23 protein-coding genes are annotated in these 21,964 nt (G+C 46.7%); 6 read left to right on the forward strand and 17 right to left on the reverse strand.

The window, feature by feature from the left end; translation table 11 throughout:
• Positions 1–48: 48 nt before the first annotated feature.
• The gene (locus K4H28_RS09070) at positions 49–543 is read right to left on the reverse strand and encodes a TlpA disulfide reductase family protein (RefSeq protein ID WP_221004903.1); all 495 of its coding nucleotides are present in this window, start codon (positions 541–543) and stop codon (positions 49–51) included.
• Positions 544–873: 330 nt separating this feature from the next.
• Here K4H28_RS09070 and K4H28_RS09075 point away from each other — a divergent pair, with 330 nt between their 5' ends.
• The 3 genes from K4H28_RS09075 to K4H28_RS09085 all read left to right on the forward strand — a co-directional run bounded on the left by K4H28_RS09075 (position 874) and on the right by K4H28_RS09085 (position 3,993).
• Positions 874–1,158: a co-chaperone GroES gene (locus K4H28_RS09075; protein ID WP_221004904.1), complete on the forward strand. Its 285-nt coding sequence runs from the start codon at positions 874–876 to the stop codon at positions 1,156–1,158.
• 93 nt (positions 1,159–1,251) lie between these two features.
• Positions 1,252–2,892: a chaperonin GroEL gene (gene groL, locus K4H28_RS09080; RefSeq protein WP_221004905.1), complete on the forward strand. Its 1,641-nt coding sequence runs from the start codon at positions 1,252–1,254 to the stop codon at positions 2,890–2,892.
• A gap of 201 nt (positions 2,893–3,093) precedes the next feature.
• Complete coding sequence (locus tag K4H28_RS09085) at positions 3,094–3,993, forward strand: ankyrin repeat domain-containing protein (RefSeq protein WP_221004906.1); 900 nt, start codon at positions 3,094–3,096, stop codon at positions 3,991–3,993.
• Position 3,994: 1 nt separating this feature from the next.
• Here K4H28_RS09085 and K4H28_RS09090 read toward each other — a convergent pair whose 3' ends face one another.
• From K4H28_RS09090 to K4H28_RS09110, 5 genes are all read right to left on the reverse strand, one after another.
• Positions 3,995–4,423 carry an acyl-CoA thioesterase gene (locus K4H28_RS09090; protein ID WP_444542505.1) on the reverse strand — a complete coding sequence of 143 codons (429 nt, stop codon included), beginning with the start codon at positions 4,421–4,423 and terminating at the stop codon, positions 3,995–3,997.
• 137 nt (positions 4,424–4,560) lie between these two features.
• Positions 4,561–5,559, reverse strand: a complete 999-nt coding sequence (lipA, locus tag K4H28_RS09095) for a lipoyl synthase (protein WP_221004908.1) — start codon at positions 5,557–5,559, stop codon at positions 4,561–4,563.
• A 22-nt stretch (positions 5,560–5,581) separates the two neighbouring features.
• The gene (lipB, locus tag K4H28_RS09100; RefSeq protein WP_221008007.1) at positions 5,582–6,214 is read right to left on the reverse strand and encodes a lipoyl(octanoyl) transferase LipB; all 633 of its coding nucleotides are present in this window, start codon (positions 6,212–6,214) and stop codon (positions 5,582–5,584) included.
• A 12-nt stretch (positions 6,215–6,226) separates the two neighbouring features.
• Entirely contained in the window at positions 6,227–6,526 is a 300-nt protein-coding gene (locus tag K4H28_RS09105; protein WP_221004909.1) for a YbeD family protein, read from the reverse strand.
• A gap of 6 nt (positions 6,527–6,532) precedes the next feature.
• Positions 6,533–7,411, reverse strand: coding sequence for a D-amino acid aminotransferase (locus K4H28_RS09110; protein WP_255573487.1), 879 nt, complete (start codon positions 7,409–7,411; stop codon positions 6,533–6,535).
• A gap of 121 nt (positions 7,412–7,532) precedes the next feature.
• Here K4H28_RS09110 and K4H28_RS09115 point away from each other — a divergent pair, with 121 nt between their 5' ends.
• On the forward strand, positions 7,533–7,799 hold the full coding sequence (locus tag K4H28_RS09115) for an acyl-CoA-binding protein (RefSeq protein ID WP_221004910.1): 267 nt from the start codon (positions 7,533–7,535) through the stop codon (positions 7,797–7,799).
• A 20-nt stretch (positions 7,800–7,819) separates the two neighbouring features.
• On the opposite strand, the gene K4H28_RS09120 is transcribed toward K4H28_RS09115, so the two are convergent.
• Entirely contained in the window at positions 7,820–10,882 is a 3,063-nt protein-coding gene (locus K4H28_RS09120) for a bifunctional diguanylate cyclase/phosphodiesterase (RefSeq protein ID WP_221004911.1), read from the reverse strand.
• 323 nt (positions 10,883–11,205) lie between these two features.
• Entirely contained in the window at positions 11,206–11,382 is a 177-nt protein-coding gene (locus K4H28_RS09125; RefSeq protein ID WP_221004912.1) for a DUF3460 family protein, read from the reverse strand.
• A gap of 201 nt (positions 11,383–11,583) precedes the next feature.
• Here K4H28_RS09125 and K4H28_RS09130 point away from each other — a divergent pair, with 201 nt between their 5' ends.
• Positions 11,584–12,306 carry a substrate-binding periplasmic protein gene (locus K4H28_RS09130; RefSeq protein WP_221004913.1) on the forward strand — a complete coding sequence of 241 codons (723 nt, stop codon included), beginning with the start codon at positions 11,584–11,586 and terminating at the stop codon, positions 12,304–12,306.
• Between the two features lie 173 nt (positions 12,307–12,479).
• On the opposite strand, the gene hisC is transcribed toward K4H28_RS09130, so the two are convergent.
• The 9 genes from hisC to gyrA form a co-directional block, all read right to left on the reverse strand.
• Positions 12,480–13,580: a histidinol-phosphate transaminase gene (gene hisC, locus K4H28_RS09135; RefSeq protein WP_221004914.1), complete on the reverse strand. Its 1,101-nt coding sequence runs from the start codon at positions 13,578–13,580 to the stop codon at positions 12,480–12,482.
• A gap of 41 nt (positions 13,581–13,621) precedes the next feature.
• On the reverse strand, positions 13,622–14,248 hold the full coding sequence (locus K4H28_RS09140; RefSeq protein ID WP_221004915.1) for a GNAT family N-acetyltransferase: 627 nt from the start codon (positions 14,246–14,248) through the stop codon (positions 13,622–13,624).
• Positions 14,236–14,808 (reverse strand): LOG family protein, encoded by a 573-nt coding sequence (locus K4H28_RS09145; RefSeq protein WP_221004916.1) that lies wholly within the window; start codon positions 14,806–14,808, stop codon positions 14,236–14,238. Before K4H28_RS09145 ends, K4H28_RS09140 begins: the two co-directional genes overlap by 13 nt.
• 63 nt (positions 14,809–14,871) lie before the next feature.
• Positions 14,872–15,945 (reverse strand): prephenate dehydratase, encoded by a 1,074-nt coding sequence (pheA, locus tag K4H28_RS09150; protein WP_221004917.1) that lies wholly within the window; start codon positions 15,943–15,945, stop codon positions 14,872–14,874.
• 8 nt (positions 15,946–15,953) lie between these two features.
• The gene (locus K4H28_RS09155; protein ID WP_221004918.1) at positions 15,954–16,157 is read right to left on the reverse strand and encodes a DUF6677 family protein; all 204 of its coding nucleotides are present in this window, start codon (positions 16,155–16,157) and stop codon (positions 15,954–15,956) included.
• Between the two features lie 4 nt (positions 16,158–16,161).
• Entirely contained in the window at positions 16,162–17,247 is a 1,086-nt protein-coding gene (gene serC / locus K4H28_RS09160) for a 3-phosphoserine/phosphohydroxythreonine transaminase (protein ID WP_221004919.1), read from the reverse strand.
• 96 nt (positions 17,248–17,343) lie between these two features.
• Positions 17,344–17,760 (reverse strand): PaaI family thioesterase, encoded by a 417-nt coding sequence (locus K4H28_RS09165; protein WP_221004920.1) that lies wholly within the window; start codon positions 17,758–17,760, stop codon positions 17,344–17,346.
• Positions 17,760–18,224 carry a PaaI family thioesterase gene (locus K4H28_RS09170; RefSeq protein ID WP_221004921.1) on the reverse strand — a complete coding sequence of 155 codons (465 nt, stop codon included), beginning with the start codon at positions 18,222–18,224 and terminating at the stop codon, positions 17,760–17,762. Before K4H28_RS09170 ends, K4H28_RS09165 begins: the two co-directional genes overlap by 1 nt.
• Before the next feature lie 8 nt (positions 18,225–18,232).
• The gene (gene gyrA / locus K4H28_RS09175; protein WP_221004922.1) at positions 18,233–20,887 is read right to left on the reverse strand and encodes a DNA gyrase subunit A; all 2,655 of its coding nucleotides are present in this window, start codon (positions 20,885–20,887) and stop codon (positions 18,233–18,235) included.
• Positions 20,888–21,244: 357 nt separating this feature from the next.
• On the opposite strand from gyrA, the gene K4H28_RS09180 reads away from it, so the two are divergent.
• Positions 21,245–21,928: an OmpA family protein gene (locus K4H28_RS09180; protein ID WP_221004923.1), complete on the forward strand. Its 684-nt coding sequence runs from the start codon at positions 21,245–21,247 to the stop codon at positions 21,926–21,928.
• Positions 21,929–21,964: the final 36 nt, after the last annotated feature.

The following is a 21,964-nucleotide window of genomic DNA, read 5'->3' on the forward strand; positions in this document are numbered from 1 at the left end:
ATTTCTTCCCCCGGCAATCACTCAGTCTATGGGCGCTAAATATAAACGCTAACTTGCGTTATTGACCAATTTCACCAACTCAGCTTCGCTTAACTCACCGACAATTTTCTTAATTAAGCGGCCATCCTTGCCAAGGATAAAAGAAGTTGGGGTGAGTTGCACTTCACCAAATGATCTAGCGATTTCGCCACTTTGGTCATAAACCACTTCAAACGGCAACGGTACTTTGCTCAAATAATTTTGAATATACTGTGGATTGTCGTAGCTCATCGCCACCGCCACGGTGACTAGCTTATCTTTGCCTAATTCGTTTTGCGCTTTAACCAAACCCGGCATTTCCGCGATACAACCTGAGCAGCTGGTTGCCCAAAAATTAACCAAGACCACTTTACCTTTGAAATCGTCCAACTTGATGGTTTTGTTCTCTAGCGTTGTCATGGCTTGCGCTGTGGGGATGACCGATACAGGGCTAAAAAAAATTAACCCAAGTCCCGCGGCCACAACCACTACCGCAGCCAATGCCACCTTAACACTTGTTTTCATCGCACTTCTTCCTTGAATTTTCGCTAAAGATACCACACCCGCCTTAGAGCAATAAATTTGGCTAAGGTTCCTTACAAATCAAGCTAACACGACCAATAGGGTATCAGACCGTAAAGCTTATTTATATAAACCCAGATCGCAATACCCCTATGATAATTAATTCCACTTTTTAATAGCAAAAAATACGCAGCCAGCCCTTGAAATAATGCCCTCTCGCCCCTACCATTTAGCACTCAAGCAAGCCGAGTGCTAAATTGGTTCTTTATCAGAACTCACTCGCTAGCCACCCTATTTTTTTAACGACTGTTCAATACTCAGGAGTTTTAATCCATGAAAATTCGTCCATTGCATGACCGCGTAGTAATCAAACGTGTTGAAGCTGAAGCAAAAACCGCCTCTGGCATTTTATTGGCAGGTAGCGCAGCTGAAAAACCAGATATGGGTGAAGTCGTTGCTGTTGGTACCGGCAAAGTATTAGAAAACGGCACAGTACAAGCGCTGTCAGTCAAAGTTGGCGATAAAGTATTGCTCGGCAAATACGCACAAAGCGTGAAAATCGACGGTGAAGAATTAGTTGTTGTTCGTGAAGAAGAAATCTTCGCGGTGATTGAATAATTTTTGAATTGAAGCTTGTGCGCTTAGATCCTGCGGCTTTTTAAAGCTAAGGCTAAGCCACCCAACAAATACAAATGATTGGAGAATAATCAAATGGCTGCAAAAGAAGTAATCTTCGGCGATAGCGCCCGCGCAAAAATGGTTGCTGGTGTGAATGTTTTGGCGAATGCCGTTAAAGTAACCCTCGGCCCTAAAGGTCGCAATGTGGTGCTTGAGCGTTCATACGGCGCACCAACGATCACCAAAGACGGTGTATCGGTTGCCAAAGAAATCGAATTGAAAGACAAATTCGAAAACATGGGCGCACAAATGGTGAAAGAAGTTGCATCTAAAACTTCTGACATCGCCGGCGACGGCACAACCACTGCCACTGTATTGGCGCAAGCCATCGTGCAAGAAGGCATGAAATACGTTGCTGCCGGCATGAACCCAATGGATTTGAAACGCGGTATCGACAAAGCGGTCATCACTTTGGTTGCTGAGTTGAAAAACATCTCTAAACCATGCACCACTAGCAAAGAAATCGCTCAAGTTGGCTCGATCTCTGCTAACTCTGACGAAATCATCGGCGAAAAAATCGCTGCTGCGATGGAAAAAGTCGGTAAAGAAGGCGTGATCACCGTTGAAGACGGTTCTGGTCTGGAAGATGAATTGGATGTTGTTGAAGGTATGCAGTTTGACCGTGGCTACTTGAGCCCGTACTTCATCAACAACCCAGAAAAACAAATCGCCCTGCTCGACAACCCATTCGTTCTGTTGTTCGACAAAAAAATCAGCAACATCCGTGACTTGCTTCCAGTATTGGAAGGCGTAGCAAAAGCTGGCCGTCCATTGTTAATCGTGGCTGAAGACGTTGATGGCGAAGCATTGGCGACCTTGGTTGTGAATAACATCCGTGGCATCTTGAAAACTGTTGCTGTTAAAGCCCCAGGCTTTGGCGACCGTCGTAAAGCCATGCTAGAAGACATCGCGATCTTGACTGGCGGTACTGTGATCGCTGAAGAAGTGGGTTTGACGCTTGAAAAAGCTGAATTGTCGATGCTCGGCCAAGCGAAACGCATTGAAGTGGGTAAAGAAAACACCATCATCATCGACGGCGCAGGTGACGAAGCTGCAATTAAAGCGCGCGTAGCGACAATTCGCCAACAAGTTGAAGCTTCAACCAGCGACTACGACAAAGAAAAACTGCAAGAACGCGTAGCTAAGTTGGCAGGCGGCGTTGCAGTGATCAAAGTTGGTGCTGCGACTGAAGTTGAAATGAAAGAGAAAAAAGCCCGCGTTGAAGACGCATTGCACGCTACTCGCGCTGCGGTTGAAGAAGGTATCGTGGCTGGCGGCGGCGTAGCATTGCTCCGCGCTCGCTCTACCATCACAGAATTGAAAGGCGCTAACGCTGATCAAGACGCTGGTATCAAAATCGTTCTGCGTGCAATTGAAGCACCATTGCGTCAAATCGTACAAAACGCTGGCGACGAGCCAAGTGTTGTTGTTGCAAAAGTGTTGGAAGGCAAAGGTAACTTTGGTTACAACGCGGCAACTGGCGAATACGGCGATATGGTTGAAATGGGTGTTCTCGATCCAGCTAAAGTAACGCGCTCTGCGTTGCAACACGCCGCTTCTGTAGCTGGCTTGTTGTTGACGACTGATTGCATGATCGCAGACTTGCCAAAAGAAGACGGCCCTAGCATGCCAGATATGGGCGGCATGGGTGGTATGGGTGGCATGGGCATGTAATAGCCTAAGCAGCCAGCACATCGGCTGCGCCAGCATAAAAAACGCCATCCTTGTGATGGCGTTTTTTTATTTTGAATCAAAGCAAACGAATATCAGTCCATTCCATAGGTATGAATTCCATTGCCTCGGGTAGAACCATGCTGTAAGCTTTTATCTCTGCCGATTAAAGGCAGTAGAAATTGAACATTATTGGATCATGCAGTGAATCAGCAGCTTCTCAATCTAATCAATGGCGACTCATCGCGCTATCCCCACCAGCTCGCCGAGCAACATCCTCGTGTGCTTGAACTCATCATTGCATCCAGCCAAAGCGATGCCTTTGGTGCCTATTTGCAAAGCTTATTACTCGATGATAGGGGCAATCGGCAAGGATTCTCTTCAGTCGTAATTAGTGAAATCTCGACCTTGATTCAAGCGAATGATGAACGACTACTAGGCTACTCATTGAACGAAACCGATGTTTGGGGTCATGTAAAAGAAGCACGCCATCATTTAGAAGAAAGTGGTACTGCGTTTAATAAAGAAGGTTTTTTTGCAGCAGCTGAGCGCGGCGAAACGATGAAGCTCGTCTTGTTTCTCAAAGCAGGAATGAAGATTAATGCGACCGACCACCATGGAAAAACCCCGCTCATTTGGGCCTCCTCCTTCGGGCAATTGCCCTGTGTTGGTTTATTACTCGCTAACCAAGCGGCCACAGAAAGCCAAGACTCCGGCGGCTATACCGCCTTGCATTGGGCTGCGGCCAATGGCCACGCCGAAGTGATACAGCTATTACTTGAGCATGGTGCAAATGCGAATGCAGTCAGTAAAACTGGACGTACTCCACTGATTCAAGCTGCTGCACGCGGGCAACGCGACGCGGTGATGGTACTGATGGAAGCGGGCGCATACATCAATCATCAAGATGAAGAGGGTGAAACGGCCTTGCATAAAGCGCTACAGCAAGGCCATGTGCATGTTTCAGAAGCACTGATCAATCATCATGCCGATGTAGAACTCAATAACAAGGCTCAAATCAATGCATATGCAATGGGTCTAAAACACAGCAATATCGCCATTCGACGGCTACTGAGCGAAAAGAAATTCATCAGCCAAAAATAGATTATTTTTTTAGCATCAAGCGAATATCACGCCGCGCTTCAGCCTGCACCCAGCGGATCACCGCCTCTTCATCATTCGGCACCAAAGGCTCGACTCGCAGCGATTGACCTTCGGCCGACATCGCCACCATCGTAAAGTAACAACTATTGGTATGCCGCTCAGTTTGTTCACGAATATTCTCTGCGACCACCCGAATACCAATTTCCATTGAGGTTCGACCGGTGTAATTGACGCTGGCCAAAAAATGAACCAATTCACCTACGAAAATCGGCTGCTTGAACGTGACTTGATCGACCGATAAGGTCACCGCATAGGCGCCGGCATAGCGGCTAGCGCAAGCATAAGCGACTTGATCGAGTTGCTTTAATAAAGCCCCACCATGCACTTTGCCCGAAAAATTGGCCATATCAGGTGTCATTAAAACGGTCATGGTTAGCTGATGTTTTGGTAAATCATGCATCAAAATTACCTCACGGTATGTTCATCTAGCCTATATTTATAAAGAGCTAGATACAAATACCCAATAAAAACGGAGCCGATGGCTCCGTTTTTATTAACACCTAAAAATTAAACACCCGCGTTATGCGCTTGCTGATCTGCGTGGTATGAACTACGCACCATCGCACCAACCGCCGCATGTTTAAAGCCAAGTTCATACGCACGGTTTTCAAAGATTTTAAATTGATCAGGATGCACATAACGCAACACTGGCAAATGGCCATTGGATGGCTGCAAATACTGACCAATTGTAATCATGTCGATATCGTGCGCACGCATGTCTTCCATCACTTGGAATACTTCTTCATCCGTTTCGCCAAGTCCGACCATGATGCCCGATTTGGTATTCACGTGCGGATACAAGCGTTTGAATTCTTTCAGCAAATCAAGTGAGTGCTGATAATCCGAACCCGGACGCGCTTGTTTATACAAGCGTGGTGCAGTTTCCAGATTGTGATTCAATACGTCAGGCAAGGCGTCTTTGAAAATCGACAGCGCAATGTCCATACGGCCACGGAAATCAGGCACAAGCACTTCAATCTGCGTGGCAGGGCTAAGTTCACGCGTTTTTTGAATACATTCAGCAAAGTGAGCAGCGCCGCCATCGCGCAAATCATCACGATCCACGGACGTAATCACCACATATTTGAGTTTAAGCGCAGCAATCGTTTCGCCCAAATGGCGCGGCTCGTTTTCATCAAGTGGATTTGGGCGGCCATGGCCGACATCACAGAACGGGCAACGACGCGTACAGATATCACCCATGATCATGAAAGTCGCAGTGCCCTTGCCGAAGCACTCACCGATATTCGGGCAAGTGGCTTCTTCGCACACGGTATGCAGCTTTTGTTCACGCAGGATTTCTTTAATTTCATAGAAACGACTGTTGTGACTTGCCGCTTGGACACGAATCCATTCTGGCTTTTTGAGTTTAGTTTCAAGCTGAACGATTTTAATCGGGATGCGCGCTGTTTTGGCTTCGCCTTTAAGTTTCACGCCGACTTCTTTTGATGCCGGTTTTGCCGCTGGCGTCGCGCCCGCTGCCACGTCTTTAATTTGTTCTGTCATAGCGTCCGAATTACCGCACTATTTATACGGGTAATTGCTTGATTTGTTGAAGAATTTTGTCGGCCATTTTACCGAACAAATCGGCGGGTGTCTTGTTTATCCCTAAGTCCACCATCCGCGTTACTTGCAGACCTTGATAACCACATGGATTGATAAAGGCAAAAGGGGCTAAATCCATGCTCACATTGAGCGCTAAACCATGGTAGCAACAACCATTTTTGATCCGTAGGCCTAAACTGGCAATTTTAGCTTCGTATTCACCCAATTCATTCTTGAGCTGGACATATACACCCGGCGCATCAACTTTGCCGTAAGCGGTGATGCCATCATCAGCTAAAACGCCAATAACGCTATTTTCGAGCAAGCGTACCAAATCACGAACGCCAAGCTTATGTCGGCGCAAATCAAGCAACAAATAAGCAACCAATTGCCCCGGTCCGTGATAGGTTACTTGCCCACCGCGATCGATCTGCACAATCGGAATACTGCTGCTTTGCAAAATATGCTCAGGCTTACCCGCCAAACCTTGCGTAAACACCGGCGGATGCTCCAACAGCCAAAGCTCATCGGGTGTGCTCGCATCGCGGTTCACGGTAAACGCTTGCATCGCTTCAAACGTTGGCAAATATTCAACTTGCCCTAATTGTTTGACAATGACATCTGCCACTTAAAGCACCATACGAACCATAGGATGGGCACGCAGTGCGGCATCAAGCGCGTGGACTTGATCGACGTGTTCAAAGGTAATCATTAGAGTCAGCGCATGATAATTGCCGCTACTCGATGCGCGGATTTCAATTTTTTCTTCGACAAAATCAGGCACATGCAAAATAGTCACTTGCAACACTTCTTGCACAAACACTTCTTGGGCAATATTTTTTTGACTGACCGCTTTAACCGGAATCAACACCGGAAAAGTCACTAAATCTTCGAGTTTTTGACTCGGAATATCGGTAAATCCAACCATGCTAATTTACTCCAAACCACGGCGCATCACCGTCGTTTTAAAATCTTGATAAAAACTGACCATTCTTTTATATATGGGGCCAACTTGCCCATTTCCTACTGGCTGTCCATCTAAAACAATAATCGCAAGGATTTCTTTTGAAGACGATGTCAGCCAAACTTCATCGGCCTGCCGCAACATGGCCTCAGTCACATCCCCCAACTGCAAAGGTAAGTCGTTTTGCTCTGCCAACTCAATCAATAGATCGTAAGTGATTCCCGTCAGCATCAAATCGGATGGCGCAGGGGCATAGATTATGCCCGCTTTTACGATAAAAATATTGCTCGCAGCGCCTTCAATCATCAATCCATCGCGCAATAAAATAGTCTCGGCCACCCCAGCATCAGCAGCCTGCTGCTTTGCCAATACATTTGCCAGTAAAGAAATCGCTTTGATATTACAACGCAACCAACGCACATCCGTCGCTGTAATTGCGTGAACGCCCTGCTCGACCAGCAAATTAGCAGGCGCTTCTAAGACATCAGAAAACATAAAGACTGTAGGGGAAACTTCAGCGGGAAAAGCATGATTACGTGGAAAAGCAGGCCCGCGCGAGACTTGTAAATAAATCGATTGGTCAGCAAAGTTTTGTTGCTCAACCAATGAAACAACCAATCGCCGCCACTCGCTCCTTGAATAAGGATTTTGTATACTGATCGCTGCTAGATTCTTTTCCAGTCGCGCTAAATGCTCATCAAGACGAAAAATGGCATGACTGTAGACCGGTATCATTTCATAGATGCCATCACCAAATAAAAAACCACGATCCAAAACCGAAATTTTGAGTTGGTCTAAGGCCGCAAACTCACCATTCAAATATGCAATTCGCTGTGGTACTTGCATCATGCTCTCCAGTAGATTCAATTGAAGAATTGATTCATCGACATGCCATGAGACTTGGAAAAATTTAGCTTATCAGTCTATACTAAGCGAGCACTTTCAAACGACCGTTTTAAAAGGAAAAGTCATGAGTGATTTAGCAGCACGGTTTAAAACCGCACAAGACGAAGTGGTTAATCTGAACGATGCACCCGATGTGCAAACTAAGTTGAAACTCTATGCGCTTTACAAACAAGGCAGCGAAGGTGATGTAAGCGGTGATCGCCCTTCTGCCATCCAGTTTGTAGCACAAGCAAAGTACGATGCATGGGCCAAACTCGTTGGCACCAGTAATGAAACAGCCATTAATGGGTATATTGATCTAGTCGAAGAATTAAAAGCAAAAGACGCTTAAACCCGTGAGGGGTATTCCCCTCACTGATTGAGTATCAACACTTTGTTTTGCTCTTGCATCAGTTCAAACGCAGTAGCCGTGATAGGGCGACTAAATAAATAACCTTGAATCGAATCGGTTCCTGCCGAACATAAGAACTCAAGCTGCGGTTGAGTCTCAACCCCTTCGGCCAATACCGACATCCCCAGTGTTTTACCCAAGCCTATAATCGCCATGACAATCGCCGCATCATTAGCATCACAACTAATATCTCGCACAAAACTTTGATCGACTTTGAGCTTATCAAAAGCAAAACGTTTCAAATACGCCAAGCTCGAATACCCAGTTCCAAAATCATCCAGCGACAACTTCACCCCCAGTCGTTTAATACCCTGCAAAGTGAGCATCACCTGCTCAACCTCTTGCATCACGACGGACTCAGTCACTTCAATTTCCAAATATTTGGCCGCCAAGCCAGCATCGTCCAGCGCACTTTGAATCAACTCTAAAAAATTAGCTTGATGCAATTGCAAAGGGGATACATTCACAGCGATAGTAATCGGTGGTAATCCCGCTTGCTGCCACTTCGCAGCTAAACGACAGGCTTCTTGCATCACCCAATTGCCAATTGGCACAATCAAACGCGACTCTTCAGCAATGGGAATAAATTTAATGGGCGAAATAATCCCTTGCTCAGGATGATTCCACCGTATCAAGGCTTCAGCACCTAAAATACAGCCCGTTTTTAAGCTCACTTGAGGTTGGAAGTAGAGTTCAAACTCACTATTTGCCAAAGCATTACGCATGCTCGTTTCTAATATCAGCCGCTCAGATGCTCGGGCATTCATATCTGCAGTAAAATACTGATAATTATTGCGCCCCATATCTTTTGCCTGATACATCGCGACATCGGCGTTTTTAATCAAAACATCGGGATCACGGCCATCATCAGGAAATACGCTAATCCCAATCGAGGTCGAAGTCGCAAAACTGCCCGCATCGAGTGAGAATGAATCATGAAATGACGATAAAATTCGGTCTGCAATATTTCCTGCAACTAAAGGATTAGGTAAATCGGCCAGCACCAGTACAAATTCATCACCACCCAAGCGAGATAAAATATCTTGCTTGCCGACAATTTGCCGCAAACGCCCCGCCACTTGCGCCAACACCATATCGCCAGCGGAATGACCGAGTGAGTCATTGATGGTTTTAAAACGATCTAAATCCAAAAATAAGACTGCGAGTTGCGTATTATGCTTCTCTGCATTGGCAACAGCGAGACGCAGCTCATCACGCAATAAATTACGATTGGCTAAGCCGGTGACCGTATCAAAATTAGCCAATTCAGTTATACGATCTTGCGCTTCTTTTCGCTCAGTAATATCGGTCATCGTGCCAATCAAACGACTAGGCTTACCACGGGTATCAAAATCAACAAACTTGCCACGGGTTTGAAACCAGCGAAAATCACCCAATTTAATTTTACGGCGAAACTCAACCGCAAATTGCGCCGAATTGCCGACATAATAATCACGGTAAGCTGAAACCGCTTGCTCTCTATCGGTGGGATGCAGCTGATCTTTCCATTTATCAAATGTTTCAACCAATTCACCCGGTTGATAACCCAATAGGCGATCGTATTCAGGACTAGTAATTGCCGTGCGCCGACCATCCAGCGGCATATCAAATAAACCGGTACTGGATGCTTCTAATGCCAAACGCAGTTGCTGCTCTGATTTAACAATGGCCTCTTCCTGCATTCGTCGCTCAGAAATATCACGAACAACGGCACAGTTATACTCTTGCCCTTTAAATAAAATATAGTTGGAATGAACTTCACAAGGAAACTCTTCACCAGTCCTTGTCTTTAAGATAATTTCATCAAATAAATGCCGATGATGCCGCAATAAATTCCAAAATTTAGGCCAGCTTTCTGGCTTGAAATTCGGATTAATATCCCGAAAACGCATGGCCATTAAGTCTTTCTCAGAATAACCAAAGCGAATGCAGGTCGTTGCATTGATATAGCGAATATGTCCTGCTGGATCGAGCCAAATCGCCATGTCTGCGCCATTCTCAATAGCAACTTTAGTTAAATATAAATCGGCCTCGGTTCGTTCTAAGCGACGTAGTTGGCGCAAAACATAAAACAATAAGGCTGAGCCACCCAATAACAGCGTTAAAGCCATTCCCATCGTGATAAATGTCTCTTTCCACCAAGGTGCTAACACATCATCGCGGTTAATACCAACCGAAACACCTAAAGGCCAACCCTCGACCCGCCGCCACCCGTAAATGCGAGTAATGTTATCGACCTTGCTGGTTTCATAAAATACGCCGCTTTCAGTACCACTTGAAACACGATCAAAAAATTCCTTATGTGAAATATCTCGGCCAATTTCCTCATCACGCCGTGGAAAGCGAGCAAGAGAAATCCCGTCATCACGAAACAAACGAATAACAACATCGCGGTTTTGGCTAATTGATGAATAAAATTTTTGGAAATAGGCTGGATTTAAACCGGCAATCATTACCCCAGAAAAATTGGATTTCTTATCCAGCACACCGGTTACAAATGGAATAATCGAATCCGTACCCGTTGGATCGGCTTGCTGTTCAGCGATATAAAAAGGAGCTTGCGGTCTTGAGCGTACAACTCGGAAAAACTGGCTACTGGATAAATTATGCGCTTTGACTGGGAACATTAAGCTTGAGGCAGCTAAAACACCATTTTCATTAGCTAAACCCATACTGCTTAGCTGTGCATATCGACCAACAAAACGCAACATATAAGCATGTAAACAAGCAGAATCCTGAACCGCTAAACAAGACTGAAAAATTTCATCTTGCTCAACCGTATTTAGCGCTGACAATGTGCCTTCCATCGTCCGCCCTACGTGCTGATCAAATGCACGCGCCAGCAATAGCATCTCTTGCTCAGCTTTGGCGAGCGTCGCTTGATAACTACGCCATGTCGAAATGCTTTGAATCACCAAAGCGGCGACAAACACGCAGATAAACAAAAAAACGAGTACTTTACGAATCCAGCCAAAAGAATCACCAGATTCTTCGTAATGCTGATTAGAAAGGTTATTTGACACGCAGTCTTTCTCTATATGATCGATTGAGTTGGTTTTCTAACAGCAGTAGGTACAGTTGATAATTATTTAGTCTACACACAACGGTAGTGGCGCACGTCTAATCTGCAGTATAGCGTGTCATTGATCAAGTCATTATGGTGCCTGGCTAAGTCAACGAAACGGTGAGTCTCGCCCAAACAGATATCGTAAAGACCAACGTAATCTCCGCATATCTGACTGGACGCACGCACGTGCAATAAAATTATAGTTACATTTCGCCACAAATACATTCAGGCACAAAAAAACCGCCAAATATCATGGCGGTTTTTAATACGCATTTGCTCTTATTTACGAGTTGTTGATGCATCGTTACGGCTACGTTCATCTAAATTAATCGGGGCTTTATCCCACAACAAAGCGCGGCCTTCAATTTGGCCTTGTTTTAATTCAGGATTTTTTTCCAACACGCCTTCGATAAATTGAGTGTATTCAGAAACGTAGGTATTGTCTTTGCCAAACATGTACTTCTCCTCTTTGCATTCTCAGTTTTGCGATATTATAACTGAGGGCAGTCTGTGGCGGCGGACTTGTTTATACGTGATCAATGACAAATCGGCTCAGACGCCATCATCTAGATCATTAACACTCTGGCATTTTGAATCCTATCAATGACAATCCAAGCAACTCAAAAATTTTGCGATTCATTCAAGCCAATGACAAGCATGCGCTTCAAGTCGTTTTGTGGCGCATTACTGCTCGTCTTATTGCCTAGCTTGGGCAACGCGGCACCATTGCGGATCGTACTCACTGATAGCAACACCATGCCGCTCGCTCATATTCAAGATTTCCAGCTCAAAGGCGGCATGCTGTTTGAACTTGGCAATGCCATCGCGCAAGAAATGGGTCGCAAAGCAACTTTCATCACTCTGCCCCGCAAGCGAATTGCACAAGCTTTAATTGACGGTAAAGCCGATTTGATTTGCAACCAAAATCAGGCATGGCTGGTTGGCCCTTTTGACTGGAGTAAAAATTTCATACCACATGTCGAACTACTGGTCAGCAATCAAAATCAAGTACGGCCGATGCAAATGTCAGAGCTGTCGAACATCCCGATTGGCACTATTCTTGGTTTCAATTATGTTGAAATGCGCCAGCAACTGGGAAATCAATTTATACGCGACGATTCACTTGGGCCGAAGAACAATCTACTCAAGCTGAATGCGGGACATGTAAATCACATTATCATTCCCCAATACATACTCGAATATCAACAAAAACTCGGTAATCTCAAAGTCAAAATTCACCCGTATTTAGTGATCAAAGATCAGCCTGCTGCGTGTGCGGTATCGCGCTCTGGACAAATCAAGCTGGCAGATCTCAATCGAGCGATTACCAATCTTGAAAAAAGAAACAAGCTTAAACCCATCTTTGAGCGTTATCGTTAGATACTAGCAATTCATGGCCTTGCTAAACCATGTGACACAAGCTTACCCCACATGCGGTTTAAAATGTCATTCGGTGTGTTTGTGTCATTTTTTGCATATCGCCCAATAAAAAAACCGCTAAAAAGCGGTTTTTTCAATTTAATCGATAGGGTATTGGCTTACAAGGCAATACATCAATCAGCCATAGCCTCTTCCAAGACAGCAATAAAACGTGCATTTTCGCTTGGTAAGCCAATCGATACGCGCAGGCTATTGAGCATGCCGTAGCCTGCCAGCGGACGCACAATTACGCCGCGCTCCAGCATAAATTGGTTGAGCATTTTTGCGTCACCACAATGGAAAGTCACAAAGTTACCGCTCGACTCAATAAAGCTAATGCCAAGGCGGCGGAAAGCATCGGTGATTTGCTGCATGCCCTCAAGATTCACACGCACCGATTCACGCAAAAATTCCAAATCATCCAGCGCCGCGCAGGCCGCTGCTTGTGCCAGACTATTCACATTAAACGCTTGCCGCACGCGATTAAGCATATCGATGATTTCGCTGCTCGCGAGTGCGAAACCCACGCGCAAACCAGCTAAGCCATACGCTTTGGAAAATGTCCGCACCACGATCAAATTAGGAAATTGTTTTAACCAAGCAATTGAATCACTGCGTTTTGCGGCAGGCAAAAACTCGGTATAGGCCTCATCCAACACCACAATCACGTTCTTTGGGCACAATTCCATAAACTCAATCAAATCGCCCGGCCGCGCCAGCGTACCGGTTGGATTGTTGGGATTGGCGATCCAAACGATTTTAGTGGACGGCAAAATCGCTGCGCGCATTGCATCCAGATCATGGCCGTAATCAACCGCCTTCACGCAAATCCCTGTCGCACCCATCGCTTGCGTGGCGAGTGGGTACACGGCAAACGCATATTCTGAATACACCGCCGAATCACCTGCTTGCAAAAAAGCATGTGAAATCAATTCGAGCACGTCGTTCGAGCCATTGCCCAAGACAATTTGATTCAGTTCAACATTAAATTTTTGTGCAATTTTGGCTTTGAGCTCAAAACCGTTCCCATCGGGATAACGCGCTAACTCAGCGATTTCGGCCTCTATCGCGGCACGAGCTTTTGGCCCCATCCCTAGCGGATTTTCATTCGATGCTAGTTTCACGATATCAGCAGGATTTAAACCCATTTCTCGTGCCAATTCGGAAACCGGTTTACCCGGTTGATACGGCGCAATCGCGCGAATGTGTTCGGGGGCAAGTGTGCTCAGTGACATAATTTTTCCTATTCTTTTTCGAATAATCTTAGTTTTTTGAATTAAGTGTGCGTGAGTTGATTCAATGCTTTAACCAGACGTAAACTCGCTGGTAATGCAAATTGAGCGAGCTGTCGCACTTCAGATTCAACCCAAATCTCAAATCCGTGCTGCAGATAAAATCTCAGCGCAGCTGGATTGCCACTATCCACATCAACATGCAAGCTAGCGTAGCCCGCTTCACGCGCGGCGTAGCACACTTGGGCCAGCATACGCTCACCGAGTTTCTGACCACGATGCGCAGCATCAACGGCAATGGTGCGTAAATACCAAGCATTTTTTGGAACATGCGGAAATAAAAAATCGAGCTGATATTGCCGCTCTCGCAAGATACTTAAATCTAATGCCAGAGTACCCAGCTCAAACTCATCACTTACTTGAAGTTGCGCACCATACCCTGCGGCATAATGAAACACCAAGGCGATCAGTTCATCATCACCATTGCGCAGCACTTGCGCGTTCCGATAACTATAACTACCCGCTTCGGCTTGCCAAAGTTGCGCCAAATTAAGCAACACCAACTCCGGCGGCAGCGCAAACCAATAGTCGTAAAAAGGGGCGTCGGACTGATAAATCAGCGCCGCCGCCCTTTTGGCATCACTGGCTAAGGCTAAACCTAAGTTTTCCACCACTCACCTGCACTACTGGATGGTTTTTGCTGCAGCAATTCAAGCAAATCGTGCGATTCATCGGCACACAATAATTTGGCCGCATCGCTGTCCTTCACAAAGCCTTCATTCACAGCTTGCGCCACCATGGCGCGCAGAGGCACAAAGTAATCAGCGGTATTGAGCAATCCAACTGGTTTCTCATGCAAGCCAATTTGACCCCAAGTCAGAATCTCAAACAACTCGTCAAACGTACCAAAACCGCCGGGCATCGCGATGAACGCATCTGCTAACTCTGCCATGCGAGCCTTGCGGGTATGCATCGAATCAACAACTTCTAATTGGCTGCAAGCGCCATACCCCAGCTCACGCTCAACCATAAACTGCGGAATGACGCCGATCACTTTGCCACCGGCATCAAGGCAAGCCTCTGCGACTGCGCCCATCAAACCGACATGGCCGCCGCCATACACCAAGGTCATTTCTCGCTCGGCCAACTCACGCCCGAGTTTTTGCGCTGCATGGCGGTAGATTTCTTTGTTACCGAAGCGTGAACCACAAAAAACGACGACTGATTTCATTTAAAAGATCCCGTATGTGATAGTTAAAGCTGACCGAGCTACACTACGGTGCCAACATCACAGTTAAATGACAGCTTGCGGATACGAGCCCAAAACCTTTACAAATGCCGCAACGTCTTGCAATTCTTTTAGTGCAGTTTGCAAATGCGCGTCTTCCACAAAGCCATCCACATCAGCAAAAAATACGTATTCCCATAAACCGGTTCGGCTTGGACGCGATTCAAATTTAGTCATCGACACGCCATTGCGTGCCAACGGCTCAACTAAAGCATGCAATGCACCTGGACGATTCGGCGCTGAAATCACCAATGACGTTTTGTCTTTACCCGAACGCGCTGCATTTTGGTATCCAAGCACCAAGAAGCGCGTCGTGTTATTCGGTTCGTCTTCGATGTTTTCGGCCAATTTAACTAGACCAAATTTTTCAGCTGCTGAATCACCTGCAATCGCCGCGCTGCTTGCATCAAGACTAGCCAAACGCGCCGCTTCGGCATTGCTCGCGACAGAAATCCGCTCGACACCTTCAGGTAAATTTTTATTAAGCCATTCATGGCATTGCGCCAAGCTTTGCGCGTGGGAATACACCCGCTTTACATCGCTCAAACCCGTTGTCGCGCGCAAGAAATGGTGATGAATTCGCAGCACCACTTCGCCACAGACTTGCAAAGGCGTTGTAACCATCAAATCCAAGGTACGTCCAACCGCACCTTCGGTAGAGTTCTCTACGGGCGCAACGACATAATCCGCCCCACGCGCTTCAACCACGCGGAAAGCGTCATCAATTGATGAACAAGCCAAAGTTGCTGCGGCATGACCAAAATGCTTGATCGCTGCAGCTTGGCTAAACGTGCCTTCAGGTCCCAAAAACGCAATTGTTAACGGGCGCTCCAGTGCCAAACAGGCCGACATAATTTCGCGAAACAAGCGCGCACAGGTTTCGCCCGATAGCGGCCCCGGATTGAGCTCTTTAATCCGCGTCAGTACTTGTGCTTCGCGTTCTGGGCGATAGACAACGCCGCCACCTTTAATTTCACCAATGGTGCGCGCGTGTTCAGCGCGTTGATTAATCAGCTGCAAAACTTGCTGGTCGATGGCATCAATCGCATCGCGATGCTGTTTTAACAAATCATCAGACATGAATAAACTCAATTATTGGGTTTGAATAAGGCCGCATCGACAATCGACCACAAATGAATAATCCAGCCCAGTAAAATCCACCACAATACCGCAGCAGAAATAAACATGAGCGCAGCTTTCAGCACGCGACCTTGCAGCAATTGCCCCAAGCCAGGAATAAAAAAACTCGCCAATGCGGCAATCACATTACCGCCAGAACCTTGTCCAGCCATCGTGTTAACCCTTCACTTGAGCAAATTCGTTCATGTAAGCCGCCAGAGCTTGGCAGCCTTCCAACGGCATCGCGTTGTAAATCGATGCGCGCATGCCGCCCACCGAGCGATGGCCTTTCAATTGCAATAAATGCCGTGATTCAGCACCTGCAAGGAATTCTTTATCTAGATTGCTATCGGCCAGCGTAAATGGAATATTCATTCGTGAACGATCTGCAAGCGCGGTTGGGCAATGATAAAAACCATTCGATGCGTCAATTGCCGAATAAATGACATTGGCTTTAGCAATGTTTTTCGCTTCCATCACCGCCAAGCCGCCTTGCTTGAGCACATGCTTAAACACCAAACCCGCCACATAGATACCAAACGATGGTGGCGTGTTGTACATCGAGCCATTATCAGCAAAGGTTTTATAGTTCAGCATCGTAGGTGTATCGCTGCGCGCCTTACCCAGCAAGTCTTCGCGAATAATACTCATCGCGACACCGGATGGCCCCATATTCTTTTGGGCACCAGCATAAATCATACCGAATTGGCTTACATCGACTGGGCGCGACAAAATATTGGACGACATATCGCAAATCAGCGGTACGCCATTGCTTTGCGGAATATGGTTAAACTCGACGCCGCCAATGGTTTCATTGCTGCAATAGTGCAAAAAAGCCGCGTCAGGCGTGCGCTGCCACGTTGCTTCATCCGGTACATAACTGAAATTTTTATCTTCACTGCTGGCAGCAATATTCACCTTAGCGAAGCGGCTAACTTCTTTAATTGCGACTTTCGACCAATGCCCAGTATTCACAAAATCAACCGTGCAATCAGGACTTGTGAAGTTGAATGGCAGCATCGCAAATTGCAAATGCGCGCCGCCTTGTAAAAACAGCACTTTGTAATGATCAGGAATCGCCATGAGCGCACGAAAATCGGCCTCAGCCTCAGCCAAGATTTGACCGAATTCAGGGCCGCGATGGCTCATTTCCATCACGCTCATTCCCGAACCATGCCAATCGAGCAATTCAGCTTGCACTTGGCGCAACACTTCAGGCGGTAAAACGGCAGGACCAGAGGAGAAATTAAAGACTTGAGTCATGGGCTATCTCGAAAAAACACAATGCTTAAAAATGGTAGTAGCGGGCAGGCTTACGTGAGCATGCATGGACGCCCTCTCCTACGATAAAACCGGACATTAACTTAATAAGAAATGAGCGCGGGCAGTGGCCACAGGCTGTGATTCATCATCTTGCCACGCGGTCATCAATACATTGGCCACACGCTTACCTTGGCGAACAATTTCACAGCGCGCATGCAAATCTAAAGCCCGTGCCGAACGCAGATAATCAATTGAAAAATCGACAATCCGTGGAATCTCATTCGATTCTTGCGCCCACATCAGGTGCAACACGGCGGCATTTTCTAAAAAGCCACCAATCACACCGCCATGAATCGCTGGCAATAGCACATTGCCAATATTGTGTTCAGCAAACGGTAGATAAAATTCAGGTAAACCATCACGATCAACGGCTTGAATACCCAATAGTTTTGCATAGGGTATTTGATTCAAGGCTTCGTTAATAGTAGCAAAGCAAGCAATACCCTCAGCCATTATGCAGACTCCTTCGTCGGTGCCATACGTGCAAAGGTCGAAACCGAGTGTGCGACCGGCTTGTCTGGATCGGCTTGGTAAGCCGTGGCGCGCATAAACGCAATCGACTCAGTTAAGCGGTAGCACTCGGCGGTGCAATACAGCGGTAAATCAGGTTTGGCAGGACGCAGGTAATCAATACGTAAATCCAGTGTGGCCGCCGCTTCGGGCTGATCGAGCAAGGTATAAAGCGAAATGCCACTGGCAGTATCAATCAAGGAGGTGACGACACCACCATGTAAAACACGAGTTTCAGGATTGCCGATCAACGCGTCTTTAAATGGTAATTTCAGCGTGACTTTACCGCGTCCTGCGGTGACCAATTCCAAGCCCAAGGTTTTGCAATGCGGCAGCGCCATAAACCATGGCGCCACTTCGGCAAAAAAATCAGGGTGTGCAACTGGTAACCACAGTCCGCTGCTCATATTCGCCTTTACTCTTCGCTAGGGGTTTCATCTTGTGGCGCTTCAGGAGTGATCACAGCATCATTCACTACCACGCCGTCTTCACCGACCAATTCAGCATCTTCACCTTCGGGCTCATCGACTTCAGCTACTTTTTGCAAGCCAGATAGATGTTCGCCGTCATCCAGATTGATCAAGCGTACACCTTGCGCAGAACGACCGGTTTCACGAATTTGATTGACCTTGGTGCGAATTAACACACCGCCGGTGGTAATCAACATCACGTCGTCCGACTCTTCAACCAAGCTCGCCGCAACCAGTTTCAGGCCCGTTTTATCGGTCAAGTCCATCGCGATCACGCCTTGCGTGCCACGGCTGGTATGCCGGAAATCACCCACTGGCGTACGTTTACCGTAACCACCATCGCTGGCCGTCAACACCATTTGCTCATCAGAGTTCGCAACGAGCAATGAAATCACTTTTTGACCTTCAGCCAACTTCATGCCGCGCACACCTGCCGCAGTACGACCCATTGCACGCACGTCATCTTCAGCGAAACGCACTGATTTACCGGCATCAGAGAACAACATCACTTGATCAGTACCATTGGTCAACGCAACGCCAACCAGATAATTACCTTCATCCAAATTGATCGCGATAATACCGTTACGTTTTGGACGCGAGAAATCAGCCAGTGACGTTTTCTTTACCGTGCCATCAGCGGTCGCCATAAAGATATAATGATCTTCAACGAACTCGGCCACCGGCAATACCGCATTGATCTTCTCGCCCTCTTCCAGCGGCAAGAGATTCACAATCGGCTTGCCACGGCTAGTGCGGCCACCTTGCGGCAATTCATACACTTTCAACCAATACACACGACCACGCGAGCTAAAGCACAAGATGTAATTGTGTGTATTTGCCACAAACAGACTATCGATAAAGTCATCGTCTTTAGTCGCTGCAGCTTGCTTACCGCGACCGCCACGTTTTTGCGCACGATATTCTTCGACTGCAGTGGCTTTCATGTAGCCGCCATGCGTCAAGGTAACCACCATATCTTGCGGCGTGATCAGATCTTCGAGGCACAGGTCTTCACCATGCGCGATGATTTCTGAACGACGTGCATCACCATAATTGGCTTTCACTTCGAGCATTTCGTTGCGAATGATTTCGGTCACGCGCTCTTCGCGCGCCAAGATATCGAGCAAATCAAGAATCTTCTCAACGACTTCTTTGTATTCAGCAATGATTTTGTCTTGCTCAAGGCCAGTTAAGCGTTGCAAACGCAATTCCAAAATCGCTTGCGCTTGTACGTCAGACAGGCGATAGCCTTCGTCTGACAAGCCATACATTTCCAACAAACCTTCTGGGCGCGATGCATTCGCATCGGCACGCGCGAGCATCTCACCAACCAAACCTGATTTCCAAACCCGGCTCATCAAACCCGTTTTGGCTTCCGCTGGTGTTGGTGCGGCTTTAATCATCGCAATGATTTCGTCGACATTCGACAAGGCAACAGCCAAGCCTTCGAGCACATGACCGCGATCACGCGCTTTGCGCAATTCAAACACCGTACGGCGCGTTACAACTTCGCGGCGGTGCTTTAAGAAGCATTCTAAAACTTGCTTCAGATTCAATAAGCGAGGCTGACCATCAACCAAGGCAACCATATTGATACCGAAACTATCTTGCAGTTGCGTGTGCTTATAGAGATTGTTCAGAACCACGTCGGCCATTTCACCGCGTTTGAGTTCAATCGCCACGCGCATACCGGATTTATCCGATTCATCGCGCAGATCAGAAATACCCTCGATGGTTTTCTCACGCACCAACTCTGCAATACGTTCTAACAATCGTGCTTTATTGACTTGGTACGGTAACTCATCGACGATAATCGCTTGGCGATCACCATTTTTACCACACTCTTCAAAGTGAGTCCGCGCGCGCATCACGACACGGCCACGGCCCGTGCGGTAGCCTTCACGAACACCATGGATACCGTAAATAATACCGGCGGTAGGAAAGTCGGGAGCTGGAATGTAGTCGATCAACTCATCAATCGTCAGCTCGCTATTATCTAATAGCGCTAAGCTGGCATCGATGACTTCATTAATATTATGCGGCGGAATATTTGTCGCCATACCCACTGCAATGCCTGAGGAGCCATTCACTAATAGGTTAGGAATTCGCGTTGGTAGAACAGTCGGCTCAAGTTCTTTCTCATCATAGTTGGGCGTAAAATCAACAGTTTCTTTGTCAATATCGGCCAGCAACTCACTAGAGATTTTTTGTAAGCGGCACTCGGTATAACGATAAGCAGCAGCGCGGTCACCGTCGATAGAACCAAAGTTACCCTGACCATCGATCAAGGTATAACGTAGTGAAAAGCCTTGCGCCATACGAACCAAGGCTTCATACGCAGCAAAATCGCCGTGTGGGTGGTATTTACCCAACACATCACCAATCACGCGCGCACATTTGACGTAAGGACGATTCCAGACGTTACTACTTTCATGCATCGCAAATAAAATGCGGCGGTGAACGGGTTTTAAACCATCACGCACATCAGGCAGCGCACGACCCACAATGACACTCATTGCGTAATCTAAATAGGAATGGCGCATTTCCTCTTCGAGGCTGACGGGGATTGTTTCTTTGGCAAAACTGTTTTGTTCGAGCATTGATAAGGCCGGTTAGTGAAAAACGTAGGGACTATCAAAGCCAGCGCTGAAGTAAATCAGAACCAGCGGACTTTACGGTAATTTTGAAACTTTGTTACAAAAAATACAGACTAGTCAGATTCAAATAATCTATAGTGACACTGAAGTTTACCACGCAGAAGCAATCGAACCAATTATTGCGTAATCGATGCGCTTTGATGCTAACGGCTGTTACAATTTTGTTAAGTTGCGACTAAGCAAGCTTTTTATTTGCGCCAAATTTGCCTAAGACAGTAGAATAGGACTTGGGACATATTTAGTGTTTATGTAACGCCCAGTAGCTTACATTTATTTTGATTTTATAAACGGGGAATTCACATGCTGACTATCAAGCAAACTCTGACATCATTCGCTATCGTTGCAGCTTTTGCTGCAACTGGCGCACAAGCTGCTACAGAGATCTACGTAACAAACAGCACTAACGTGTCTGAAGCAAATCCAGAAGGCGCAGTTAAGATTTCTGACGGTACTTGTGTTCAAACTGGTTCTTGGAATGCTGAAGCTGCTAAATCAGTTAAAGGTTGCCAAGGCTACGTAGCTCCAGCTGCACCTGCTGCAGTTGTTGAAGCTAAACCAGCTCCAGTTGTTCCAGCACCAGTTAAAACTGCTAAGAAATTTGAATTGAAATCAGACGCTTTGTTTGCATTCAACAAATCTGACTTGAAACCAGCTGGTAAAGATGCATTGGATGCATTGTATGTTGAAGTTCAAGGCATGAACCCAACTGACGGCATGGCTGCAGTTGTTGGTTTCACTGACCGTATCGGTTCAGCTAAATTCAACCAAGGTCTTTCTGAGCGTCGTGCGAACACAGTTCGCAACTACTTGATCAGCAAAGGTGCACCAGCTGACAAAGTTACTGCTGAAGGTCGTGGCATGGCTGACCCAGTGACTGGCGATACTTGCAAAAATGTTAAACCACGCGCTAAATTGATCGAATGCTTGGCTCCAGATCGTCGCGTTGAAGTGACTGTTTCTGGTACTGCTGTAGTAGTTAAGTAATAACTAGCTGCAATGAGTACAGAAAGCCCCGCCATG

This window comes from Deefgea tanakiae (assembly GCF_019665765.1).
Classification (GTDB): Bacteria; Pseudomonadota; Gammaproteobacteria; order Burkholderiales; family Chitinibacteraceae; genus Deefgea; species Deefgea tanakiae.

Coding starts and splice junctions, on each gene's coding strand:
- K4H28_RS09170 (WP_221004921.1), bottom strand. CDS start 18,224: ATGAGCAGCGGACTGTGGTTACCAGTTGCACACCCTGATTTTTTTGCC.
- lipA (WP_221004908.1), bottom strand. CDS start 5,559: ATGACAGAACAAATTAAAGACGTGGCAGCGGGCGCGACGCCAGCGGCA.
- K4H28_RS09165 (WP_221004920.1), bottom strand. CDS start 17,760: ATGGCTGAGGGTATTGCTTGCTTTGCTACTATTAACGAAGCCTTGAAT.
- K4H28_RS09155 (WP_221004918.1), bottom strand. CDS start 16,157: ATGGCTGGACAAGGTTCTGGCGGTAATGTGATTGCCGCATTGGCGAGT.
- K4H28_RS09070 (WP_221004903.1), bottom strand. CDS start 543: ATGAAAACAAGTGTTAAGGTGGCATTGGCTGCGGTAGTGGTTGTGGCC.
- K4H28_RS09130 (WP_221004913.1), top strand. CDS start 11,584: ATGCGCTTCAAGTCGTTTTGTGGCGCATTACTGCTCGTCTTATTGCCT.
- pheA (WP_221004917.1), bottom strand. CDS start 15,945: ATGTCTGATGATTTGTTAAAACAGCATCGCGATGCGATTGATGCCATC.
- K4H28_RS09115 (WP_221004910.1), top strand. CDS start 7,533: ATGAGTGATTTAGCAGCACGGTTTAAAACCGCACAAGACGAAGTGGTT.
- K4H28_RS09125 (WP_221004912.1), bottom strand. CDS start 11,382: ATGTTTGGCAAAGACAATACCTACGTTTCTGAATACACTCAATTTATC.
- K4H28_RS09180 (WP_221004923.1), top strand. CDS start 21,245: ATGCTGACTATCAAGCAAACTCTGACATCATTCGCTATCGTTGCAGCT.
- gyrA (WP_221004922.1), bottom strand. CDS start 20,887: ATGCTCGAACAAAACAGTTTTGCCAAAGAAACAATCCCCGTCAGCCTC.
- groL (WP_221004905.1), top strand. CDS start 1,252: ATGGCTGCAAAAGAAGTAATCTTCGGCGATAGCGCCCGCGCAAAAATG.
- serC (WP_221004919.1), bottom strand. CDS start 17,247: ATGACTCAAGTCTTTAATTTCTCCTCTGGTCCTGCCGTTTTACCGCCT.
- K4H28_RS09075 (WP_221004904.1), top strand. CDS start 874: ATGAAAATTCGTCCATTGCATGACCGCGTAGTAATCAAACGTGTTGAA.
- hisC (WP_221004914.1), bottom strand. CDS start 13,580: ATGTCACTGAGCACACTTGCCCCCGAACACATTCGCGCGATTGCGCCG.
- K4H28_RS09110 (WP_255573487.1), bottom strand. CDS start 7,411: ATGATGCAAGTACCACAGCGAATTGCATATTTGAATGGTGAGTTTGCG.
- K4H28_RS09145 (WP_221004916.1), bottom strand. CDS start 14,808: ATGAAATCAGTCGTCGTTTTTTGTGGTTCACGCTTCGGTAACAAAGAA.
- K4H28_RS09105 (WP_221004909.1), bottom strand. CDS start 6,526: ATGGTTGGATTTACCGATATTCCGAGTCAAAAACTCGAAGATTTAGTG.
- K4H28_RS09090 (WP_444542505.1), bottom strand. CDS start 4,423: ATGACCGTTTTAATGACACCTGATATGGCCAATTTTTCGGGCAAAGTG.